Genomic DNA, 16,617 nt, shown 5'->3' with positions numbered 1-16,617 from the left:
CGGTGCGGGATAGGCGAGTGGAATACGTCTGAGGCAGGTAGCGGAGCCCGAGCGGGTCATTGATGCTGCCCCTGCCTACCCAGCTACAATACATTGTCTTACGTAGATATGCGCATCTACTCATATATCACCAAATCCACCCGCGATCGCCAATCGACAACATGCCGATTCAACAACAGCATGGAAACCAGGGGAGGGGCTGGCGAGATGGGTCTCGGCGGACGAGCTGGTCGGCGCTGCTGCCGGGTCTGCGAGTCGGCGGTGATCATCTCGCCGGGGCATCGGAGGTCGGCAGCAGCGCGGCGACTGTCAGGGCTGGTGGGTGATGGTGTACCAAAGGATGGCGAGCGTTCCGAGCGTGAACAATGGCGCCACGACAAGTGTTTCGACCAAGTTCCCGGTGCGATCGATGAGGGGGAATCGGACCCGGAGACCGAAGGGCCAGAACAGGCGGCAGCCGCGATCGGTGAGGCAATCACCGATCAGGTGGGCCAAGGCGCCCAGTCCGACGGCGAAGGGAAGCCAGACCGGCTTGTCGGCGATCCAGTGCTCCATCGCGAACGTGCCGGCGGAAGCGAGGACCACGATCGGCCCCCACGCCTTGAAGTTGTTGCCGGAGGGGCACAGGTGCAGGGCGCGCACGGCGAGAGCCAGTAGGAAGAAGACCAGGCTCAGCGTGAACCAGCGCCCGAGCCAGTGCTCGCCTGCCCAGGTGCCGTAGGCCGCGGCCGCGACGAAGGCCAGGGAGTGGGTGGCGCCGCGGTGGCCGCCCGAAGCCCATGAGATGAGCTTGCATGCGGTGTGCGTGATCGGACCCAGCGTGTGCGAGATCGTCCCGTCCGGGTGGTCCGCATCGGGCAGCAGCGCGGCCCCGGCCGTGAGAAAAACTCCCAGCAAAAGATCGACGGTGCCCAGGCGCCCCGTCGCATCCTGTAGAGCCGGATAGGTCAAGATCGTTACCGGCAGCGTCGCCGCTGCCGCAGACCAGGCCAGCGCGCCACTGGTCGCATGTGAATGTCCAAGCACCATTCGAACGTTAGTTCAGCTTCCTATCGGTAGGCGAATACGGTTGTGGGGTGCGAAAACCGAGGAGAACCGGCGGTTGGGTAGGGGAGTGCTCGGGTACCGGCGCGAGCTCGGGGTGCTGTGCGGACGATGAATCTGCGCGCCGATACCAGCCACCGCTGTGCGGTGCTTCTCGGAGGGAGGTCGACTCAGCGGTGTCGCAGATATGGTGTGAATGATTGCGATACGCTGCTGTGCGTATATATGCATCTATACCTCTACTTGAACACTCGCCTACAACGACCCGGACAATACAAAAACCACAAGGACAGCACGGGTGGACCCGGGCTGGAGTACTCGTCATCCGTCGCGAGACGGTGGTGGGACTCGGTGCGCGCCTTGAAACCTAGGGTCGTAGGGATTCCGCGCGATGGGGCGTACAGCTGTGCGCGGCAAATGCTTTGGTCTAGAGAACGTCATCGATTGCGACGGTGGCCGCAGCCATCACCTGCCGCGCGAGTTCCGGGCAGTCGACCGGCACGGTGGTGTCGACGACGACGACCGGTGTGAGGGCGAGCGGCTCGGCCAGTCGCGCCCAGCGGTCCCAGTCGTGGGCGAGGTGGGCGTCGTCGTGGTACAGGGCCGCGCGCGTACGACCGCGGTATCGCGCACGGGCGAGTTCCGAGGGAACCGCACACCAGACCTCCACGGTTCGGGTCGCGCCGGAAGTCGCGATGCCCGCGGCGGCGTACCGGGTGTCCCGGGGTTTGAACCACCACGAGTCTACCAGTACGACACCGGATAGCGCGGCGGCGAGCGCCCATGCCGCTTCCATCGCGATCGCGCCGATATTCGGTGGGACGGAGCCGTGGTCGAGTCCGGCGCTCAGCGCCTCCTTGATGGCATCTTTGGTGATCAAATGCGCGCCCAGTTCTCGCGCCAATGCCGGAGCCAAGGTGGATTTCCCGGAGCCAGGCAGGCCGTTGACGAGGACGAGTAGTTCGCAGATGGTGACTTAACCTCCAGAACAGCCGAGAGCCTCGGGCCGACGAATGGCGTGATTGTTGTTGTCGGTCGCGGTGATCGGCAAGGTGGAGTCGCTGCGACGGAGTCCCTGTCGAAGCGCGGATCCGCTCAGATGGCTACCGCACACACGCAACCAATCGACCGGATCGGCGGCGGGGAGTTCGGTCGCCGCGGCAGCGTCGGCTCGGCCGGTGAACTGGTCGCTGAGGATTTCCCAGTGGTGGGGATCTGGCGCGGTGATTCGCGCCTACGCTGCATCGCGTAACGCGAGCTGATCAATTGCCTGCTGCGCACTCCAGGCTCGACGTGGATACGTGGCAACCGTCTGGTTTCGACCAGGTCGGCTCGACCGGTGATAGGCCATGGGTAGGAGGTTGCGGTGGGTAAGGGGCGTGGAGTTCATCTGTGCGGCAGTGTCCCATTGGCGGATGCGCGGACGGTCTTCTCGGAGGCGGCGCAGCGAATCGGGACGCATCTGAAGCGTATTCCGGACGGTGAGACCGGAGTGCGCGACAACTGGGTGGTGTGGCAGCTGCCCAAGATGCAGGCGCATCCGGACCTGGAAACCGTTCCGCCGCCGAGCCCGGAGTACGGGCCGAGTGAACGGGTGCAACCCAAGCCCGGCGTGGACGCGGCATCGATCGACTTCGGTCCGCTGGGTTACGCGGAGGCCGCCCTCGACTCCTGGCAGGTGTTCCGTGAGCTGCGCGAGGAGGGCACGATCCCGGCGGGCACCCGGTTCCAGGTCAGCTTGCCTACGCCTATCGCGGTGATCGGGGCGTTCGTCGCTGGGCCGCAGGGGGAGTTGGAGCGCAGATACGAAGCGCGGCTGCTCGATGAACTCGGTGTCATCATCGCTGCGATTCCGCCGGATGACCTTGCGGTGCAATGGGATGCCGCGGTCGAGTTCGCCATCTTCGAGGGCATCTTTCCTTCCTGGTTCGGGTCCGACTACCCGACGCAGCTGGAGGAAGTAGGGCAGCGGCTCGTACGGCTGGGCGCTGCGGTGCCCGAGCCCGTCGAACTCGGCTATCACCTCTGCTACGGCGATTTCGGTCATCGTCATTTCGCGGAGCCCTCCGACACCGGCCGGCTCGCGGCTGTCGCCGGTCGCGTTCTGGCGGGGCTGGATCGTCCGGTCAATTGGATTCACCTGCCGGTCCCGCGCTCGCGCACCGACGCCGAATACTTCGCACCGCTTGCCGACCTCGCTCTTCCACCGGAAACGGATCTGCACCTCGGCCTGGTCCACGCCACCGACGGCCGTGCGGGCGCACTCCAGCGCATCGAAACCGCCCGCCGCACGATCGCGGAGTTCGGCATCGCCACCGAGTGCGGCATGGGCCGCCGGCCAGCGGATCAAATCCCCGCCTTGTTCGATCTGCACGCGGAACTCGCCGACACCTTGGCCTGAGTTCGGATGGCTTGGCGCCAGGCCGTGTTTCGGGGATGGGCCTGGCGTCGAGGCGGGAACGTGCGGTTCGGTGACGATATGGTGAGCCGCGAGAGGATCCGGGCCGGGTCTCGGGTAGCGAGCCAAGGGGAGTGGCATGCAGGACCTTTATGTGGTGAGTCACCCGCACGCGGAGCACACCGAACGCGATCTCGTCGGCGGCTGGTACGACTCGAAGCTGACGGCGCGGGGTCGGCGTGACGCCCACCGGATAGCCGAAGAGTTGGCCCGCCGACGTGACGGCGCGTCGCGGCCGATCCGGATCACGACCTCCGATCTCGCCCGTTGTACCGAGACGGCCCGCATTCTGGCGACGGCACTAGGCGTTCCGGTGACGCCGGATCAGCGGCTGCGGGAGATCAGCTTCGGGGAAGCGGGTGGGCGGCCGAACGCGTGGCTTGCCCAGCGTCAAGTACCCGCACCCGATCATGATCGCCTCGATCATCGCGGACCTGTTCCTGGCGCCGAGACACGGCGGGAGGTCGCGACCCGGGTGGGTGGGTGCGTCCACGAATTGATTGCCGACACAGAGCATGACCATATCGTCGTGACGCACGGTTACGCGCTGACGTTCGTCATCACCACATGGATGATGATCCCGGTCGAGGCAGTCGGCTTCGCGTCTTTCGCGACCGAGCCCGGCGCGATCACGCATCTGCGGCACGACGACTACTGGCGCAACCGCACGATGCTCGGTCTCGCCGAGACGTCTCACCTCAGCACTGGGACCGGCTCGCGCGATGAGTGAGCCGCGGGGAAGGGTCCGGCAGCCCGTCCGACGCTCTAGTTGACATAATGTTGATTATCGGCGGAAATTCGGCGCGGGTCGGCGGAGCGGATATGTGCTGTATGTCGTTGCCGCTCTTCGTGTTCGTGGGCCGGCGTGCCGAGCTGGATCGGTTCCGGCTCGACGCCTGGGTGGTGATTCTGTTGTCACGCCTCCAATCGGCGCTTTGTCCGTTTGGTGGAAATTTTTCGGTGTTTCTACCTTCGATTGATCAATCTTGGAATTTTCCTAGACCTCGCTCTCCTGGCTGCGCCTCGGTGGAAGCACGCAAACGTCACTGTGACGAATCATGGGGCACGGGCTCTTGCCTGAGTGGAACTGCGCGCGACCCTGCTGTGACGATCGGTGAACGTCTCGAGCGACCTCCGGCTATCGGGGCATCTGGCCGGTGGCGATCTTATCGGCGCAAACCGCACGGTTCGGTTCGGGGGGCGACTCCCCCGGGTGTGCCCCGCACAGGGGGTGCGTGCGGTGGTCTCGAGCAATATGTTGCTCGCGCACGTGAATTCGTGCTCTATGGTGCTCGGTGATTCTCGGAGACGGTCGATAATTGCCGTCCATAATTCTGTCGTCCGATGCTGCGGGTTCATAGAATTGGCGACATCGACTCGGATGAAGTAGCACCGCCCAGCTCACGGACGGCATCTGACGTTCTTGTCATCATATTCAACTCGCCGTAAAGGTATTTCATGAGCTCGACAGCTGGCAGTGACTCGCAGATCGGTATCGAACTTTTCGGAACGTCGGAAGAAGTGGTAGCGCTCAGCCGGACCTCGTCGGATGGCTATTCCGATGTCGCGCGACATCGAGTGGCGCGGGGCGCCACCGTTGTTGGCGAGGCGGCGGTCCGCATGAGCGGAAAGATCATCGGGAAGACGGTCGCGGAGCTGATCGATCAGGTGGTGGCCGAAGTCGACGACGGACGTGATCCGGGAGATGCTGATGCCCTGCGCTTGTCCACGTTGCAGTTGACCTTCGGCGTGAAGATCACCACCGGGGCGGGAAAAGCTATCGAGGCCTTTGTCACCGCCAATGGTGAAGCATCGGTTCAGGTGGTAGCCACTTTCACGCGGGGTTGATTCAGATGCCCGTCACGTACGACTCCGTCGGACTGGAGCAACTGCTGCGTGCCTGTACCGTGCAAATTGTCGGCCCTGACGGCACATTCGCGGGTTCGGGGTTCTTCGTGGGACCCAACAGCGTGGTCACGGCAGCTCATGTCCTGGCCGGTGTGCGTGACGAGGTGTTCGTGGTCCTGGCGGACGGCAAGAAGGTAGGGCCGGTCACCATCGCGAAGATCGAGCCGTACTGGCCGACGCGCGAGGGTGTCTTCGAGCTCCCGGATCTCGCGCTCCTGTCGCTGTCGGAGGACGACGCGCCCAAACATCCGTGCGTGCAACTGGGCACCTGCACGAGAAGCCCGGACATGTTCGCTGAGGGGTATTCGTCCGGAGCGACCATCGATGTCGCCGCGGATAGCACCCGGTTGCGATTCGAGACCTTTCGCACCGAACCGGGTGGTTCGCTCATCAGTGTTGCCGATGGCCTGATCACCGACGGACAAAGCGGGGGCCCGCTACTGGAATGTGCTACGGGGCGTGTTGTCGGAATCGTCAAGGCCCGCAGAGGCAGGGAAGGGCCGATGGGCGGAGTGGCTGTCTCCGCCACGGAAATTCGTGAGCGCTGGCCCGATGTCTGGCTGGCGAACGAGGAGTTCCACAGAGTCGACCGGCGGTGGGTGTTCGCACGAGACGGTGGCGGTGATGCAGACCTGGTCGGGGTAACTGCCGACGTGCTTCGCGCAATCATCGCCCGCAGTGACATGCGTTCCAGCTTGCTGCCTTCTGATGTCGAGCCCGACCGGATCCATCAACCCCCATGGGTCTATCCGCTGAGTGGCAACGAGTTGGCGAGCGATACCGAGATCACTCGGGTGCGCAGCACGACGCCGAAAGCTGTGGACGAGGCAAGCCCGACACCGGAGGCGGCGTTCAAGTGGAACCCGTTGCGCAGTCCGTGGCCCGCCGTGGTCGTCCACGGCCTGCCGGGCTATGGGAAGAGTTGGCTGCTTCGGACGCACACCACCTCTGTTGCGCGTAATTCACTGACCCGGTTGGAGCAGGAGGATGGGATATTCGCGGCCGTCCAGGTTCCCCTGCTGATCACGTGCCCTGCTTTTGCGCAAGCGCTCAGGCACACGCCCGACTCTCCGGTGGAAGCGGTGATCGAGGCATTCGTCAATGACATGGACAACACGTCGGATGTGCATTCGGATCAAGCGGCCGCCGTGATCAGGGTGGCCCATCAAGCCGGCTTGCTGATCGTCTGCCTGGATGGCTTCGATGAGTTGCCGAGCTCGAGCAAGGAGCCGGTCAAGCAAGCGCTGACGGCCCTGACCGAGGGGCGAAATCAGGTTGTGCTGTCCTCGCGCCCGGATGCCGGTCTGACCGCGGACTTGAAGATTGTGCTGAAGGAGCCGCTACACGTCCGGGTGACCGGCTTCGCCCCGAGTCAGATCACGTCGTTCATCGAGGGCTGGTTCGAGCGTGCGCCGCAGAAGGCTCTGGCGCTCAAGGCCAAGCTTGTCGAATCGCCGGAGCTGCGGATATTGGCTCGTGTGCCATTGTTGTCGAGCTTTTTGTGTCTGCTGACACACGAGGCCGAGGTCAGCGATGTCGAGGATCTGCCGACGTCACAGAACGCTGTCTATCAGGCCGTGCTGCTGGGTATGCTGTCCGGCCGGTGGCGGGACAACGCGGCTCAGCAAGCGTTCGACCCGATCAGTCCGCCGGACGCGGCGATGCGGTTGGCCTCGCTGGCTACGGCCATCGGGCAGATCACCGATGAGTGGCGTGCGCGAACCGAGCGATTCGTTCGAGGGGATCTGGAAGATGCACTTCGAGAGACCCCGCGTTACGCGCGCCTGCGGGTGAACGCGGAGGCGCGCTGGAACGCCTATTGTGACCTGCGGCGCGCCAGTAATCTGAAGCCTCCGGGTGACCATGTGATGTGGGAGTACCTGTTCGACGGGCTCCTCGTCGCGGACACTCGACGGTCGGATCGGCCTGGCGTTCGCTTCGCGCATCCCATACTGGGTGAGTACTGCGCGGCCGTGTACCTGAGCGATCTGCCCGCGGAGCGGATGTATTCGATGCTGGGTAAACACCGCTGGTTCGATCCTGCATGGCGTGAGGTCTTTCCGGCGGTCGCCGAGCGCGTCAAAGACGTCGATGCGCTGCTGAGTTGGTTGCTCGTCGACGACGATCCATGGAACGAGCAGACCCTGATTGCCGCGCGATGCTTGGCGGCGGCCCATCGGGGTGCCAATCCGGCTTCGCCGCGAAGTCGAGAAGCGGTAGTTGATCGGGTATGCGGAATGCTCGGGTCACTGCGGATTTTCGACTGGAACCGGGGTGTGGAGGCTCTGGCGGCGTTGGTCCGTAGCAAGGTTCCGGAGGCTGTCAGCCGGGCCAGGGCGGCGGCGATGGATGAGGACACTCCGGCGCTGGTACGTCTCTCACTCATCGCGGCGCTGACCGAGCGGGGTGACGCGAGTGGGTTGAGTCTGACCAAAGCCAACATTCATAATCAAGGACTGACCGGTTCAGCGCGCATTGCTCTGGCGCGCGCTTTCATTCTGAGTGGGGCCGACGACGCGGTTGCCGGCGTGATGGGTTTCATCCGCTCGGTTGGGCCGGCGGACCAGGCTGACATCGCCGCCGGGATACCGGTCGAGGCGCCTGGTGGCCTTGCGTTGGTGCTGGGTGTGCTCAGACAGCAGGACTTACAGCCCGCGCCGCGAATCCGAGCCGGTCAGGCGCTGCTCAATCTGGGGGGCGCCGAGGTGGCGCATGTCCGTGCGGTGGTGGCCGACGCGTTCGGGGATGTGAACGTCCGTGCTCCGTTGCTGGCAGAGCTGATCACCGGCGGTGCGGATGACTTGGTTCCCCTGGGTTTGCGGATGAAGAGCGACCCCAATCTGACGACTGTCCGGCTGGTGCCGCTGGTGCACGCGTTGCTGCGCTGTGGTGAGCTCGCGGTGGTCGACACTGCCCGTGACATCCTGACCAACAACAACGTTGCCTGGACAGATCGCGCTGTGACCGCACGGCTGCTCGCTGAGCTCGGCGAGATCGGTATTCGGGTCCTGCGTGATCAACTGTCGGTCGGCTGGATCTCGATCGGCTACAAGGTTCGGAACTTCATCGAGCTCATCCGTGCCGAGCAGAGCCAGGAGATCGAACAGGCGAGGTCCCTCGTCTTGACGACTGGGTATCCGACTTGGGTTCGATGCCGACTCGCGACCGCGTTGATCCAGAACAAGGTTTCCTTGGACCGCGAGACGTTGGACGCGGTTGTCACCTTGGCGACCGCCCCGAACGAGGACTCGGATGTTTTTCAGGTCGAGTTGCTTGTCGCTCTGGCGTCCGCGCATGTCGACGAGGCCGTCGCGGCTGTTGCCGAATTCTTGACCCGGCTCGACCGGGGGCACGATACGTGGATGTCGTTGTGTACCGGGCTGGCTGCCAGCGGGGCGACCGGTCAGCGAGCGGTCGGGGAAGTGTCGCGTGCCACGGCACTTCGGGTGGAAGGCCGAATGATCGCGGTGATCGCGATGGCGGGAGTCTCCTCGATCAAGGCTGCTAAGCTCGCTGCCCCGATCCTGGAGGAGCGGATACCCGGATATCTTCGCTCGGCGTTTGTCATCCACCTCGCCCAGCGAGGTGTCATCGAGATGGCGGATGAACTTCTCGGACTCGTGGATTCCACTCAGACCTGTTACTCGGCACTGCATGATGCGCTTTCGAGCGCGCGAGCCGAGGCGGACCTCGTCGAGTCGTGTCTCGGTGTGATATCCGGGGCCGCGGAAATGACGATGCGGCGTGACTCTCTGCCGGACGATGAAATCCGAGTCGATGCGGACTGGTTGAAGGCGGCCGGCGTCACCTGGTCCTCGGATGCGGATAGAGGTCGCAAACTGCAGTTCGTCAATAGTCTTTTGACGAAGCGGGTTTGGTCCCGGCTCCGGTGGGTGCTGGCTCCTACTCGCGGGCATCAGAACCGCGAGAGCGTCGAAGAGGCTATGCAGAGCTTGATCCAAGACTGCATGCCGGAAGTGCGTGCGTTGGAGATCGAGCGACTGTCGGAAGATCTGCGCCGAGACAGAGTTCAGCTGCCCGTCTTGGTCCCCGACGACACCACCACCCCGCTACAGCATCTGAGCGCGCTGGCCGAAGTTCTCGACCAGTGGGTCAACAAGACGGTAGCCAGGAAGATCGCGGAATCTGTGCAGTTCCTCCATGAGAACCGGGAGGTCATTCTTTGTGCCGAAGCGCGCGCACTGCTCACTTTCGCCGCGTCCATGGTGAGTACCTGGCCGCCGTATGAGGGCCATGTCTACGTGGTCTCGTACGGGATGGCACGAGGCGCAGATGCTGCGATTCATCTGCTCGGCAACGTATCCGAGGTCGGGGAGCTCGAGAAGGACCATTTGGGTGCGCTGGAAGGAACGCAGCTGTACAACGCCGCCGGGCTCGGAGTGCTCCTCGAACCTCGCAGCGCTGTGCACTGGTTCTATGCCGGCCTGGGTGCCGCCATGGTCGGGAAGCACGGCTTCGCTGTCAGGTTGATGGCTAGATCGCACGGATTGGCCTCCGTCCGGCAGCGAACGCAGGGCCTGCGAACCATCAAGACCACTGGCGAACGCGCGAAATGGCCGAATGATTTGGTCGACGTGCTGTGTAAAGCGTTGGCCGGGGATTCATCCGACGAGCAGGACGCCGACTCCAGCTCGGACGATGGGGAATTGCAGAATCACCACGAGGGTGCGGAGACGAAACGGGATGACTTCGGCGAGACGAACCAGCAAACGGCGTGAAGGCAGCAAGCAGCCGCTCAGTCGGGCGGGCGGTCCCTGCCGGCGGCGCGGCAGCGCCCCGTGCGCTCCATTGAACAAGGTGTTGATTCAGTCGCCGGGACAGGCGATACCGCTGACCTACGCCGCGTGTAGTTGCGGGCGCCGGTTCCCCTTATCGGTGAGCCAGCGAGCAACACTGCGCAGGCAGGTTGTCGCCAGGCGGTGGGAGCTGATCGATGGAGCGTTGACCGGAGCGCGGCTGGCGACCGAACTCATCGACAACCGCTGGCCTTCGACGGCGCAATCGGCGTGGGCGAAACAAGGCGTGGTACCGGTCGGCTACCCGGCCATCCACTGCGCCACCACGCCAGTCGGCGAGTTGACCGAATTGGTAGAGGAGTTCGGTGAGCACTTGCGTCGGATCATGCGGCAGGCGAGCGGTATCGGGCTGGCGGCCAATCAAGTCGGGGTGCGGGTTCGGGCGCTGGCGCATGCACTCCCCCAGATCGCTCCCGACGTGCTGGTCAATCCGGAACTGATTTCTCGCGGTGGCTGCTGGGAGTATCGCGAGGGATGCCTATCGCTCCAGGTGGAAGGCAGCTCGGCCACCGTGGTTCGGCCCCGCAGAATCCTGCTGCGAGCGTGGACTCCCTCGGGCGACTTGGTGGTAATCGCCGCCAGTGAACTGCTGGCGAGAGTTCTCCAGCATGAGTTGGACCACCTCGACGGCATCGAGTATGTCCAGCGCCTCGTTGGCGATGAGCACGACAGAGTGTACCGACTTCTCGAGAAGGAAGGCATCGATACCAGCGTGATGCCCGCTCTGAGCGACTTGCCGACTGGTTGATCGCACGGTGCGTCAGGGCGACGCTGTCGGTGGGTTGCTCGGTATGAAGCTTCGCCGGGGCGGTGTTCGGCTCCCATGTGCGGTCCAGTACCCCGCAAGCGGCCCTTTTTCCGGGACTTCGTTGTGGGCACGCTGGATGGGTGCTGGTTCGTCGGTTGATCGCGTTGTATGTCGGGTTGTGGTTGTACGGGTTGTCGATGGCGGTGATGGTGCGGGCGGGGCTCGGGTTGGATCCGTGGGATGTGTTCCATCAGGGCGTGGCGCGGCATGTGCCGATCAGTTTCGGCGCTGTGACGGCGGTTACCGGCGTCGCGGTGCTGTTGGCGTGGATTCCGCTGCGGCAGGTGCCCGGGTTGGGGACGGTGAGCAATGTCGTGGTGATCGCGTTGTCGGTCGACGCGGGGTTGGCGTGGCTGCCGTCGTGGGATCTGCTGGCGGTGCGGGTCGGCGCCATGATCGCCGCTGTTGTGCTGAACGCGGTGGCGAGTGTGCTGTACATCGGTGCCGGGATGGGGCCGGGGCCGCGGGATGGACTGATGACTGGACTGGTCCGGCGAACCGGCAAGTCGGTGTGGGTGGTGCGCACGGCGATCGAGGTGGCGGTGTTGACGACCGGGTTCGTCCTCGGCGGCAGCGTCGGCATCGGAACGCTGGTGTACGCCTTCGGTATCGGCCCGCTGATCCACCTGATGATTCCCGCGGTCGACCGCTTTCTGCCGGGGTTCGAGTCACCGAGGCCGGAACCCGCGGCCGGTGCCGTCGCCGAGGTTGCGAGCACGTAGCCGGTGGCACGCTCCCCTGCTGGTTCTCCGCGACCGAATGCTGAGTTGTCACCGTGACGAAGTTGTCGCAGATCGGAATGTCGGACCTGATGCATCAAGGGTGGCTGCATCGTCGGTGAAACGGTCGGCAGTCTCGAATATTTCGTGGCGGCGGTCGGCGGGCCCGGGGACAATCCGGGTGTGTCTGCTCTGCTGCCCGAAGTGGTCGCTGCCGAGGTGTTCGCCGCGGGACCTCAGCCCGCACTGCGGAGTGCGGCAGTGCTGTTGCGGCCTTGGTCGAATGCCGACGCTGCTGTCGTTCGCGCCGTCTACCAGGATCCGGACATACAGCGCTGGCATGTTCGCAGTGTGGACTCCGAAGCCGAGGCTCTGGAGTTGATCGCGCGCTGGCGGGCGGGATGGACGAATGGTTCCGGTCCGCAGTGGGCGGTCGTCGTTGATGACGTGGTGGCAGCGCGGGTCGCGTTGCGGAACATGTCGCCGTCCGAGGGGGTCTCGGAGATCGCGTATTGGACCGCTCCGCAGTGGCGGGGCCGCGGTGTGACGCCTGCGGCGGTGGATCGGGTGGCCCGGTGGGCGTTCGAGGTGGGTTTCCATCGGCTGGAGGTGCTGCATTCGGTGCACAATCTGCCGTCATGTCGTGCGGCGGTGAAGGCGGGATTCGCGCTGGAAGGTGTCAAGTGCGGCGCCGCGTTGCACGCGGACGGGTGGCACGACATGCATGTGCACGCCCGGATCCGTCCGACATACAGACCTGTACGGAAGGTGGGCGTCCCGGTTAGCCTGTGGGAAGCGATCCGGCAGAAGGTGAAAATTCATGAGTGCTACCACCATTGCCCGGCAGTGCACCTTGTGCGAGGCACACTGCGGAATTCTCGTCACGGTCTCCGGCGATCAGGTGACGCGGATCGAGGGTAATCCGCAGGACGTGCTGTCGAAGGGGTACATCTGCCCGAAAGCGACGGCGATGGGTGGGTTGCATCATGATCCGGATCGGTTGCGGACGCCGGTGCGGCGGGTGGGTTCGTCGTTCGAGCCGATCGGGTGGGAGGAGGCGTTCCGGGAGATCGGGCAGCGGTTGCGGAAGGTGCGTCGCGAGCACGGGCACAGCGCGATCGGCATGTATCTCGGTAATCCGGCCGCGCACAGTTCGTCGGTGCTGTACGCGGGGATGCTGCGGGCGGTGCTGTTGACCCGGAATTTCTTCTCGGCGTCCTCGATCGATCAGTTCCCGCAGGAGTTCGTCGCTTGGCGGATGTTCGGCTCGAATGTGCTGATGCCGGTGACCGATATCGATCGGACCGATCGTCTGGTGATCCTGGGCGCGAATCCGGCTGTGTCGAACGGGTCGGTGACCACGATGCCGAATGCGAAGCAGCGGATTCGGGACGTGCGGCGGCGCGGTGGGAAGGTCGTGGTGATCGATCCGCGGCGCACGGAGACGGCGCGGCTGGCCGATGAGCATGTCTCGGTGGCTCCGGGTGGCGACGTGTATCTGCTGCTGGGGATGCTGCATGTGCTGGTGGCCGAGGGTTTGTGTGACGAGAACGCGATTCGCGCGTCGAGCACCGGCTGGGAGCGGTTGCGTGCGCTGGTGAGCGAGGCGTCTCCGGAGCGGATGGCGGCGTACGCGGGAGTGGACGCGGAGACGATTCGCGGGCTCGCCCGGGAGCACGCGGCGGCGTCCTCGGCGGTGCTGTACGCGCGGATCGGGGTGTGTCAGCAGGTGACCGGTACGTTGACGCATTGGTTGGTGAACACGATCAACGCCGTGACGGGGAATCTGGATCGGGCGGGTGGTCAGATGTTCGCGACGCCGCCGATCGATGCGCCACGGTATGGGAAGTATCTGCCGATGGGGTACGGGGCGTGGACGGATCGTTCCGGGACCTACAAGTCGTTCCGTTCGGAGTTGCCGGTGGCGGCATTGGCGGAGGACATCCTGGCCGAGGGGCCGGGACGGATCCGCGCGATGATCACGTATGCGGGCAATCCGGTGTTGTCGACGCCGCAGCGGGGCCGGTTGGGGGCGGCGCTGGATTCGCTGGATTTCTATGTGGCCGTGGACATGTACGTCACGGAGACAACGCGGCACGCGGACATCATCCTGCCGCCGATTTCGCCGTTGGAGCGGGAGGACGTCAACATCCTGTTCCCGGTGTTCAGTGTGCGCAACAATCTGCGTTTCGACGCGCGGGTGTTCGAGCCGCCCGCCGACGGGTTGGAGGATTGGCAGATCATGGCGCGGCTGATCACCGAGATGGTGCCGCTGCCGGCTCGCCGGTTCACCGCGCGGGTGCTGAATGGGTTGTTCGATCGGGTCAGTCCGGTGCGGATCGCCGCGCTCGGGGTGGCGGCGGGTCCGTACGGGGTGTTGCGGCGGGGCCGCAAGGGTTTGACCGTGGCGAAGGCGCGTGCGGCGGCCGGTGGCATCGATCTGGGACCGCTGCGGCCGCGGCTGCGTTCGCTGCTCGGTACCAAGGATCGGAAAGTGCATCTGGCGCCGGAGGATTTCGTGGCCGCCGCGCGTGATGTGCTCGCGGACGCGCAGCAGGGGAAGGCGTTGACGACGCCGGCCGAGGGCTACGACTTGAAGTTGATCGGTCGCCGTCATCTGCGCAGCAACAATTCATGGCTGCACAATGTGCCGTCGATGGTGAAGGGGCGCGATCGTTGCACCGCGCTGATGCATCCGGACGATGCGGCGGCGCGGGAATTGCGGGATGGTGAGCCGGTGACGGTGCGTTCCCGGACCGGGTCGATTGTGGTGCCGTTGGAGGTCAGTGACGATATTCGGGCCGGAGCGGTCGCGATCCCGCACGGGTGGGGGCATCAGGAGCCCGGTGTCGGGTGGACGGTGGCGGCGTCGTTGCCGGGGGCGAATGTGAATCTGCTGCACGATCCGGCGTTGACGGACACGTTTTCGGGGACGGCGGCGGTGAACAACACGTGGGTGACGGTGACTCGGGCGGCTGTCGACTCCGGCGAGCAGGTCGAGGTCAGCGAGCGCGAGCCCGCGCCGACTGCTTGACGGTGGCGGAGTGTGCCGGCTTGGCTGGATCACCGGTCTTACTGGGTGCACTGTGGTGTGAGTAGGCGAAGCGGCGTTCTTTGCCGATGTGGGCGGCGCCGCTGAGCGGTGTGCGGGCCGGGCAGGCCGCTCGCCGCAGGTATGGGACGCCGAACGGATGGGCGTGCTCACCGAGTCCCGAACTCCGGCCGCGCTTCTGGCCGGAATTCTTCCGCCCACCTCGATGTGGTTGAGCGCACTCGGTCGGCAGGTCGGGGGACGGCGGGCGGCCGATGCCCTACCGTCTCCCTCGCATCAGCGTCCCGGCAATGGCTGCTGGATTGTGGCGTCGGGATCGGCGTCGGCCGGTCCGGCGGCGATCACGGTGTCGAGGATGCCTTGCGACGCCTGCAGTTGCTCGATCGAGTGGGTGATGCGCTCGCGTTCTCGGCGCAGCTGTGCCACCAGGTCGGAGCATACGGGCGCGAGGTTCGGGCCGTCGTCTCGGACGCATGGCAGGACCTGGGCGATGGTGGCGGTCGACAGACCGGCGGCGAGCAGGGTGCGGATGCGCCGGACGGTGTTCACGTCCGCGTCGCTGTAGACCCGGTAGCCGCTGGGCAGTCTCATCGGCGCCAACAGTGCGTGCTCCTCGTAGTAGCGCAGCAGCCGTTCGCTCACTCCGGTGCGGCGGACCATCTCTCCGATGCGCATGTGACCTCTACCTCGCCGCATTGACTCTCACACTGATGTGAGACTTTAGCGTAGCGGTCATGATCGAGGAAACCACGTCCACTGTTCTGCCCACCTCCAGTCTTGGCCGCGTCGTGCGCGGCAACGGTCCGGGCCTGCTGCTGGCCCATGGCGCCGGCGGTGGCATCGACGCCAACTATGGCCCCATCATGGGCACGCTGGCCGAACACCACACTGTCGTCGGCCCGGACTATCCCGGCACCGGCCGCACCGAGCGCGCCGATGCACCGCTCACCCTGGACGCTTTGGCCGACGAGCTGGTCGCCGCCGCCGTCGAGGAGGGCGTGGAGACCTTCGCCATCGCCGGGTACTCGCTGGGCAGCCCGGTCGCCATCCGTGCCGCCACCCGCTACCCCGACCGCGTCACCGCCCTGGTCCTCACCGCGGGCTTCGCCTATCCCAACCCGCGGTTGCTGCTGGCGGCGCAGCTCTGGCGCGACCTGCTGCGCGCAGGCGACCTGGAGCACCTGGCCGCCTTCATCGCCCTGATCGGCTTCAGCGCATCGGCTCTGGACGTCGTCGCCCAGACCGACCTCGACACCGCCATCGCGACCACTGCGGCCACGATTCCGCCCGGCACGCCGGAGCATCTCGATCTGCTCATCGACCACGTCGACGTCCGGGCCGACCTCGACGCGCTCGCGGTGCCGACCCTCGTCATCTCCACCACGCTCGATCAGCTCGTCACGCCGCATCACCACCGCCAACTCGCCGACGCCATCGCCGGCGCGCGCTACGCGGAGATCGCCACCGGGCATCTGCCCTTCATCGAGCGGCCGGAGGAGTGGGCGGTCCTCATCCGCGACTTCCTCCGCGACAGTCGTCCTTGATTCCGGCAGCACTCACGTCGGCGGCGGTCCCACCCCGCCGGACTGCCGCCGAGTTCCTCCACAGGGCCGCCCGAGGCCCGGGTGTACGGCAACAACGGCCTCGCCGCTGCCTCGAGCCCGTGGACGCGCCGACCGACCGGAAAATCCGAACCCGGTGCGCGACAGGTGCAGCGGGCTCGACATTACGACGAGCAAGACGAGCGAGGCGCGCGCTGTTACAGCGTCGAGCTCATCGCCGCGGAGTTCGACGCTACCCCGCCCCGCTGT

At 65.2% G+C, this 16,617-nt stretch carries 12 protein-coding genes; 9 read left to right on the top strand and 3 right to left on the bottom strand.

Annotated features, from left to right (window positions below):
- Positions 1-309: 309 nt before the first annotated feature.
- Positions 310-1,029, bottom strand: coding sequence for a metal-dependent hydrolase (locus tag LTT66_RS33600; RefSeq protein ID WP_233062518.1), 720 nt, complete (start codon positions 1,027-1,029; stop codon positions 310-312).
- Between the two features lie 442 nt (positions 1,030-1,471).
- Entirely contained in the window at positions 1,472-1,960 is a 489-nt protein-coding gene (locus tag LTT66_RS33595; RefSeq protein WP_233062517.1) for a hypothetical protein, read from the bottom strand.
- 450 nt (positions 1,961-2,410) lie between these two features.
- On the opposite strand from LTT66_RS33595, the gene LTT66_RS33590 reads away from it, so the two are divergent.
- From LTT66_RS33590 to LTT66_RS33555, 8 genes are all read left to right on the top strand, one after another.
- The gene (locus tag LTT66_RS33590; RefSeq protein WP_233062516.1) at positions 2,411-3,445 is read left to right on the top strand and encodes a hypothetical protein; all 1,035 of its coding nucleotides are present in this window, start codon (positions 2,411-2,413) and stop codon (positions 3,443-3,445) included.
- Positions 3,446-3,581: 136 nt separating this feature from the next.
- Positions 3,582-4,232, top strand: a complete 651-nt coding sequence (locus tag LTT66_RS33585; RefSeq protein ID WP_233062515.1) for a histidine phosphatase family protein — start codon at positions 3,582-3,584, stop codon at positions 4,230-4,232.
- 728 nt (positions 4,233-4,960) lie between these two features.
- Positions 4,961-5,350: a hypothetical protein gene (locus tag LTT66_RS33580; protein ID WP_233062514.1), complete on the top strand. Its 390-nt coding sequence runs from the start codon at positions 4,961-4,963 to the stop codon at positions 5,348-5,350.
- A gap of 5 nt (positions 5,351-5,355) precedes the next feature.
- Positions 5,356-10,149 (top strand): serine protease, encoded by a 4,794-nt coding sequence (locus LTT66_RS33575; protein ID WP_233062513.1) that lies wholly within the window; start codon positions 5,356-5,358, stop codon positions 10,147-10,149.
- A gap of 79 nt (positions 10,150-10,228) precedes the next feature.
- On the top strand, positions 10,229-10,975 hold the full coding sequence (locus LTT66_RS33570) for a peptide deformylase (RefSeq protein WP_233069488.1): 747 nt from the start codon (positions 10,229-10,231) through the stop codon (positions 10,973-10,975).
- A gap of 140 nt (positions 10,976-11,115) precedes the next feature.
- Positions 11,116-11,757 (top strand): membrane protein YczE, encoded by a 642-nt coding sequence (yczE, locus tag LTT66_RS33565; protein WP_408638703.1) that lies wholly within the window; start codon positions 11,116-11,118, stop codon positions 11,755-11,757.
- A 144-nt stretch (positions 11,758-11,901) separates the two neighbouring features.
- Positions 11,902-12,675 carry a GNAT family N-acetyltransferase gene (locus LTT66_RS33560; RefSeq protein ID WP_332909654.1) on the top strand — a complete coding sequence of 258 codons (774 nt, stop codon included), beginning with the start codon at positions 11,902-11,904 and terminating at the stop codon, positions 12,673-12,675.
- Positions 12,575-14,788, top strand: a complete 2,214-nt coding sequence (locus LTT66_RS33555) for a molybdopterin oxidoreductase family protein (protein ID WP_233062512.1) — start codon at positions 12,575-12,577, stop codon at positions 14,786-14,788. Before LTT66_RS33560 ends, LTT66_RS33555 begins: the two co-directional genes overlap by 101 nt.
- A 294-nt stretch (positions 14,789-15,082) precedes the next feature.
- Here the strand turns inward: LTT66_RS33555 and LTT66_RS33550 are convergent, their stop codons facing one another.
- Positions 15,083-15,481, bottom strand: a complete 399-nt coding sequence (locus tag LTT66_RS33550; RefSeq protein WP_233062511.1) for a MerR family transcriptional regulator — start codon at positions 15,479-15,481, stop codon at positions 15,083-15,085.
- A 59-nt stretch (positions 15,482-15,540) separates the two neighbouring features.
- On the opposite strand from LTT66_RS33550, the gene LTT66_RS33545 reads away from it, so the two are divergent.
- Entirely contained in the window at positions 15,541-16,350 is an 810-nt protein-coding gene (locus tag LTT66_RS33545) for an alpha/beta fold hydrolase (RefSeq protein WP_233062510.1), read from the top strand.
- Positions 16,351-16,617: the final 267 nt, after the last annotated feature.

The organism is Nocardia gipuzkoensis (assembly GCF_021183645.1).
Taxonomy (GTDB): Bacteria; Actinomycetota; Actinomycetes; order Mycobacteriales; family Mycobacteriaceae; genus Nocardia; species Nocardia abscessus.
This window is presented reverse-complemented; position numbering and strand designations above follow the sequence as displayed.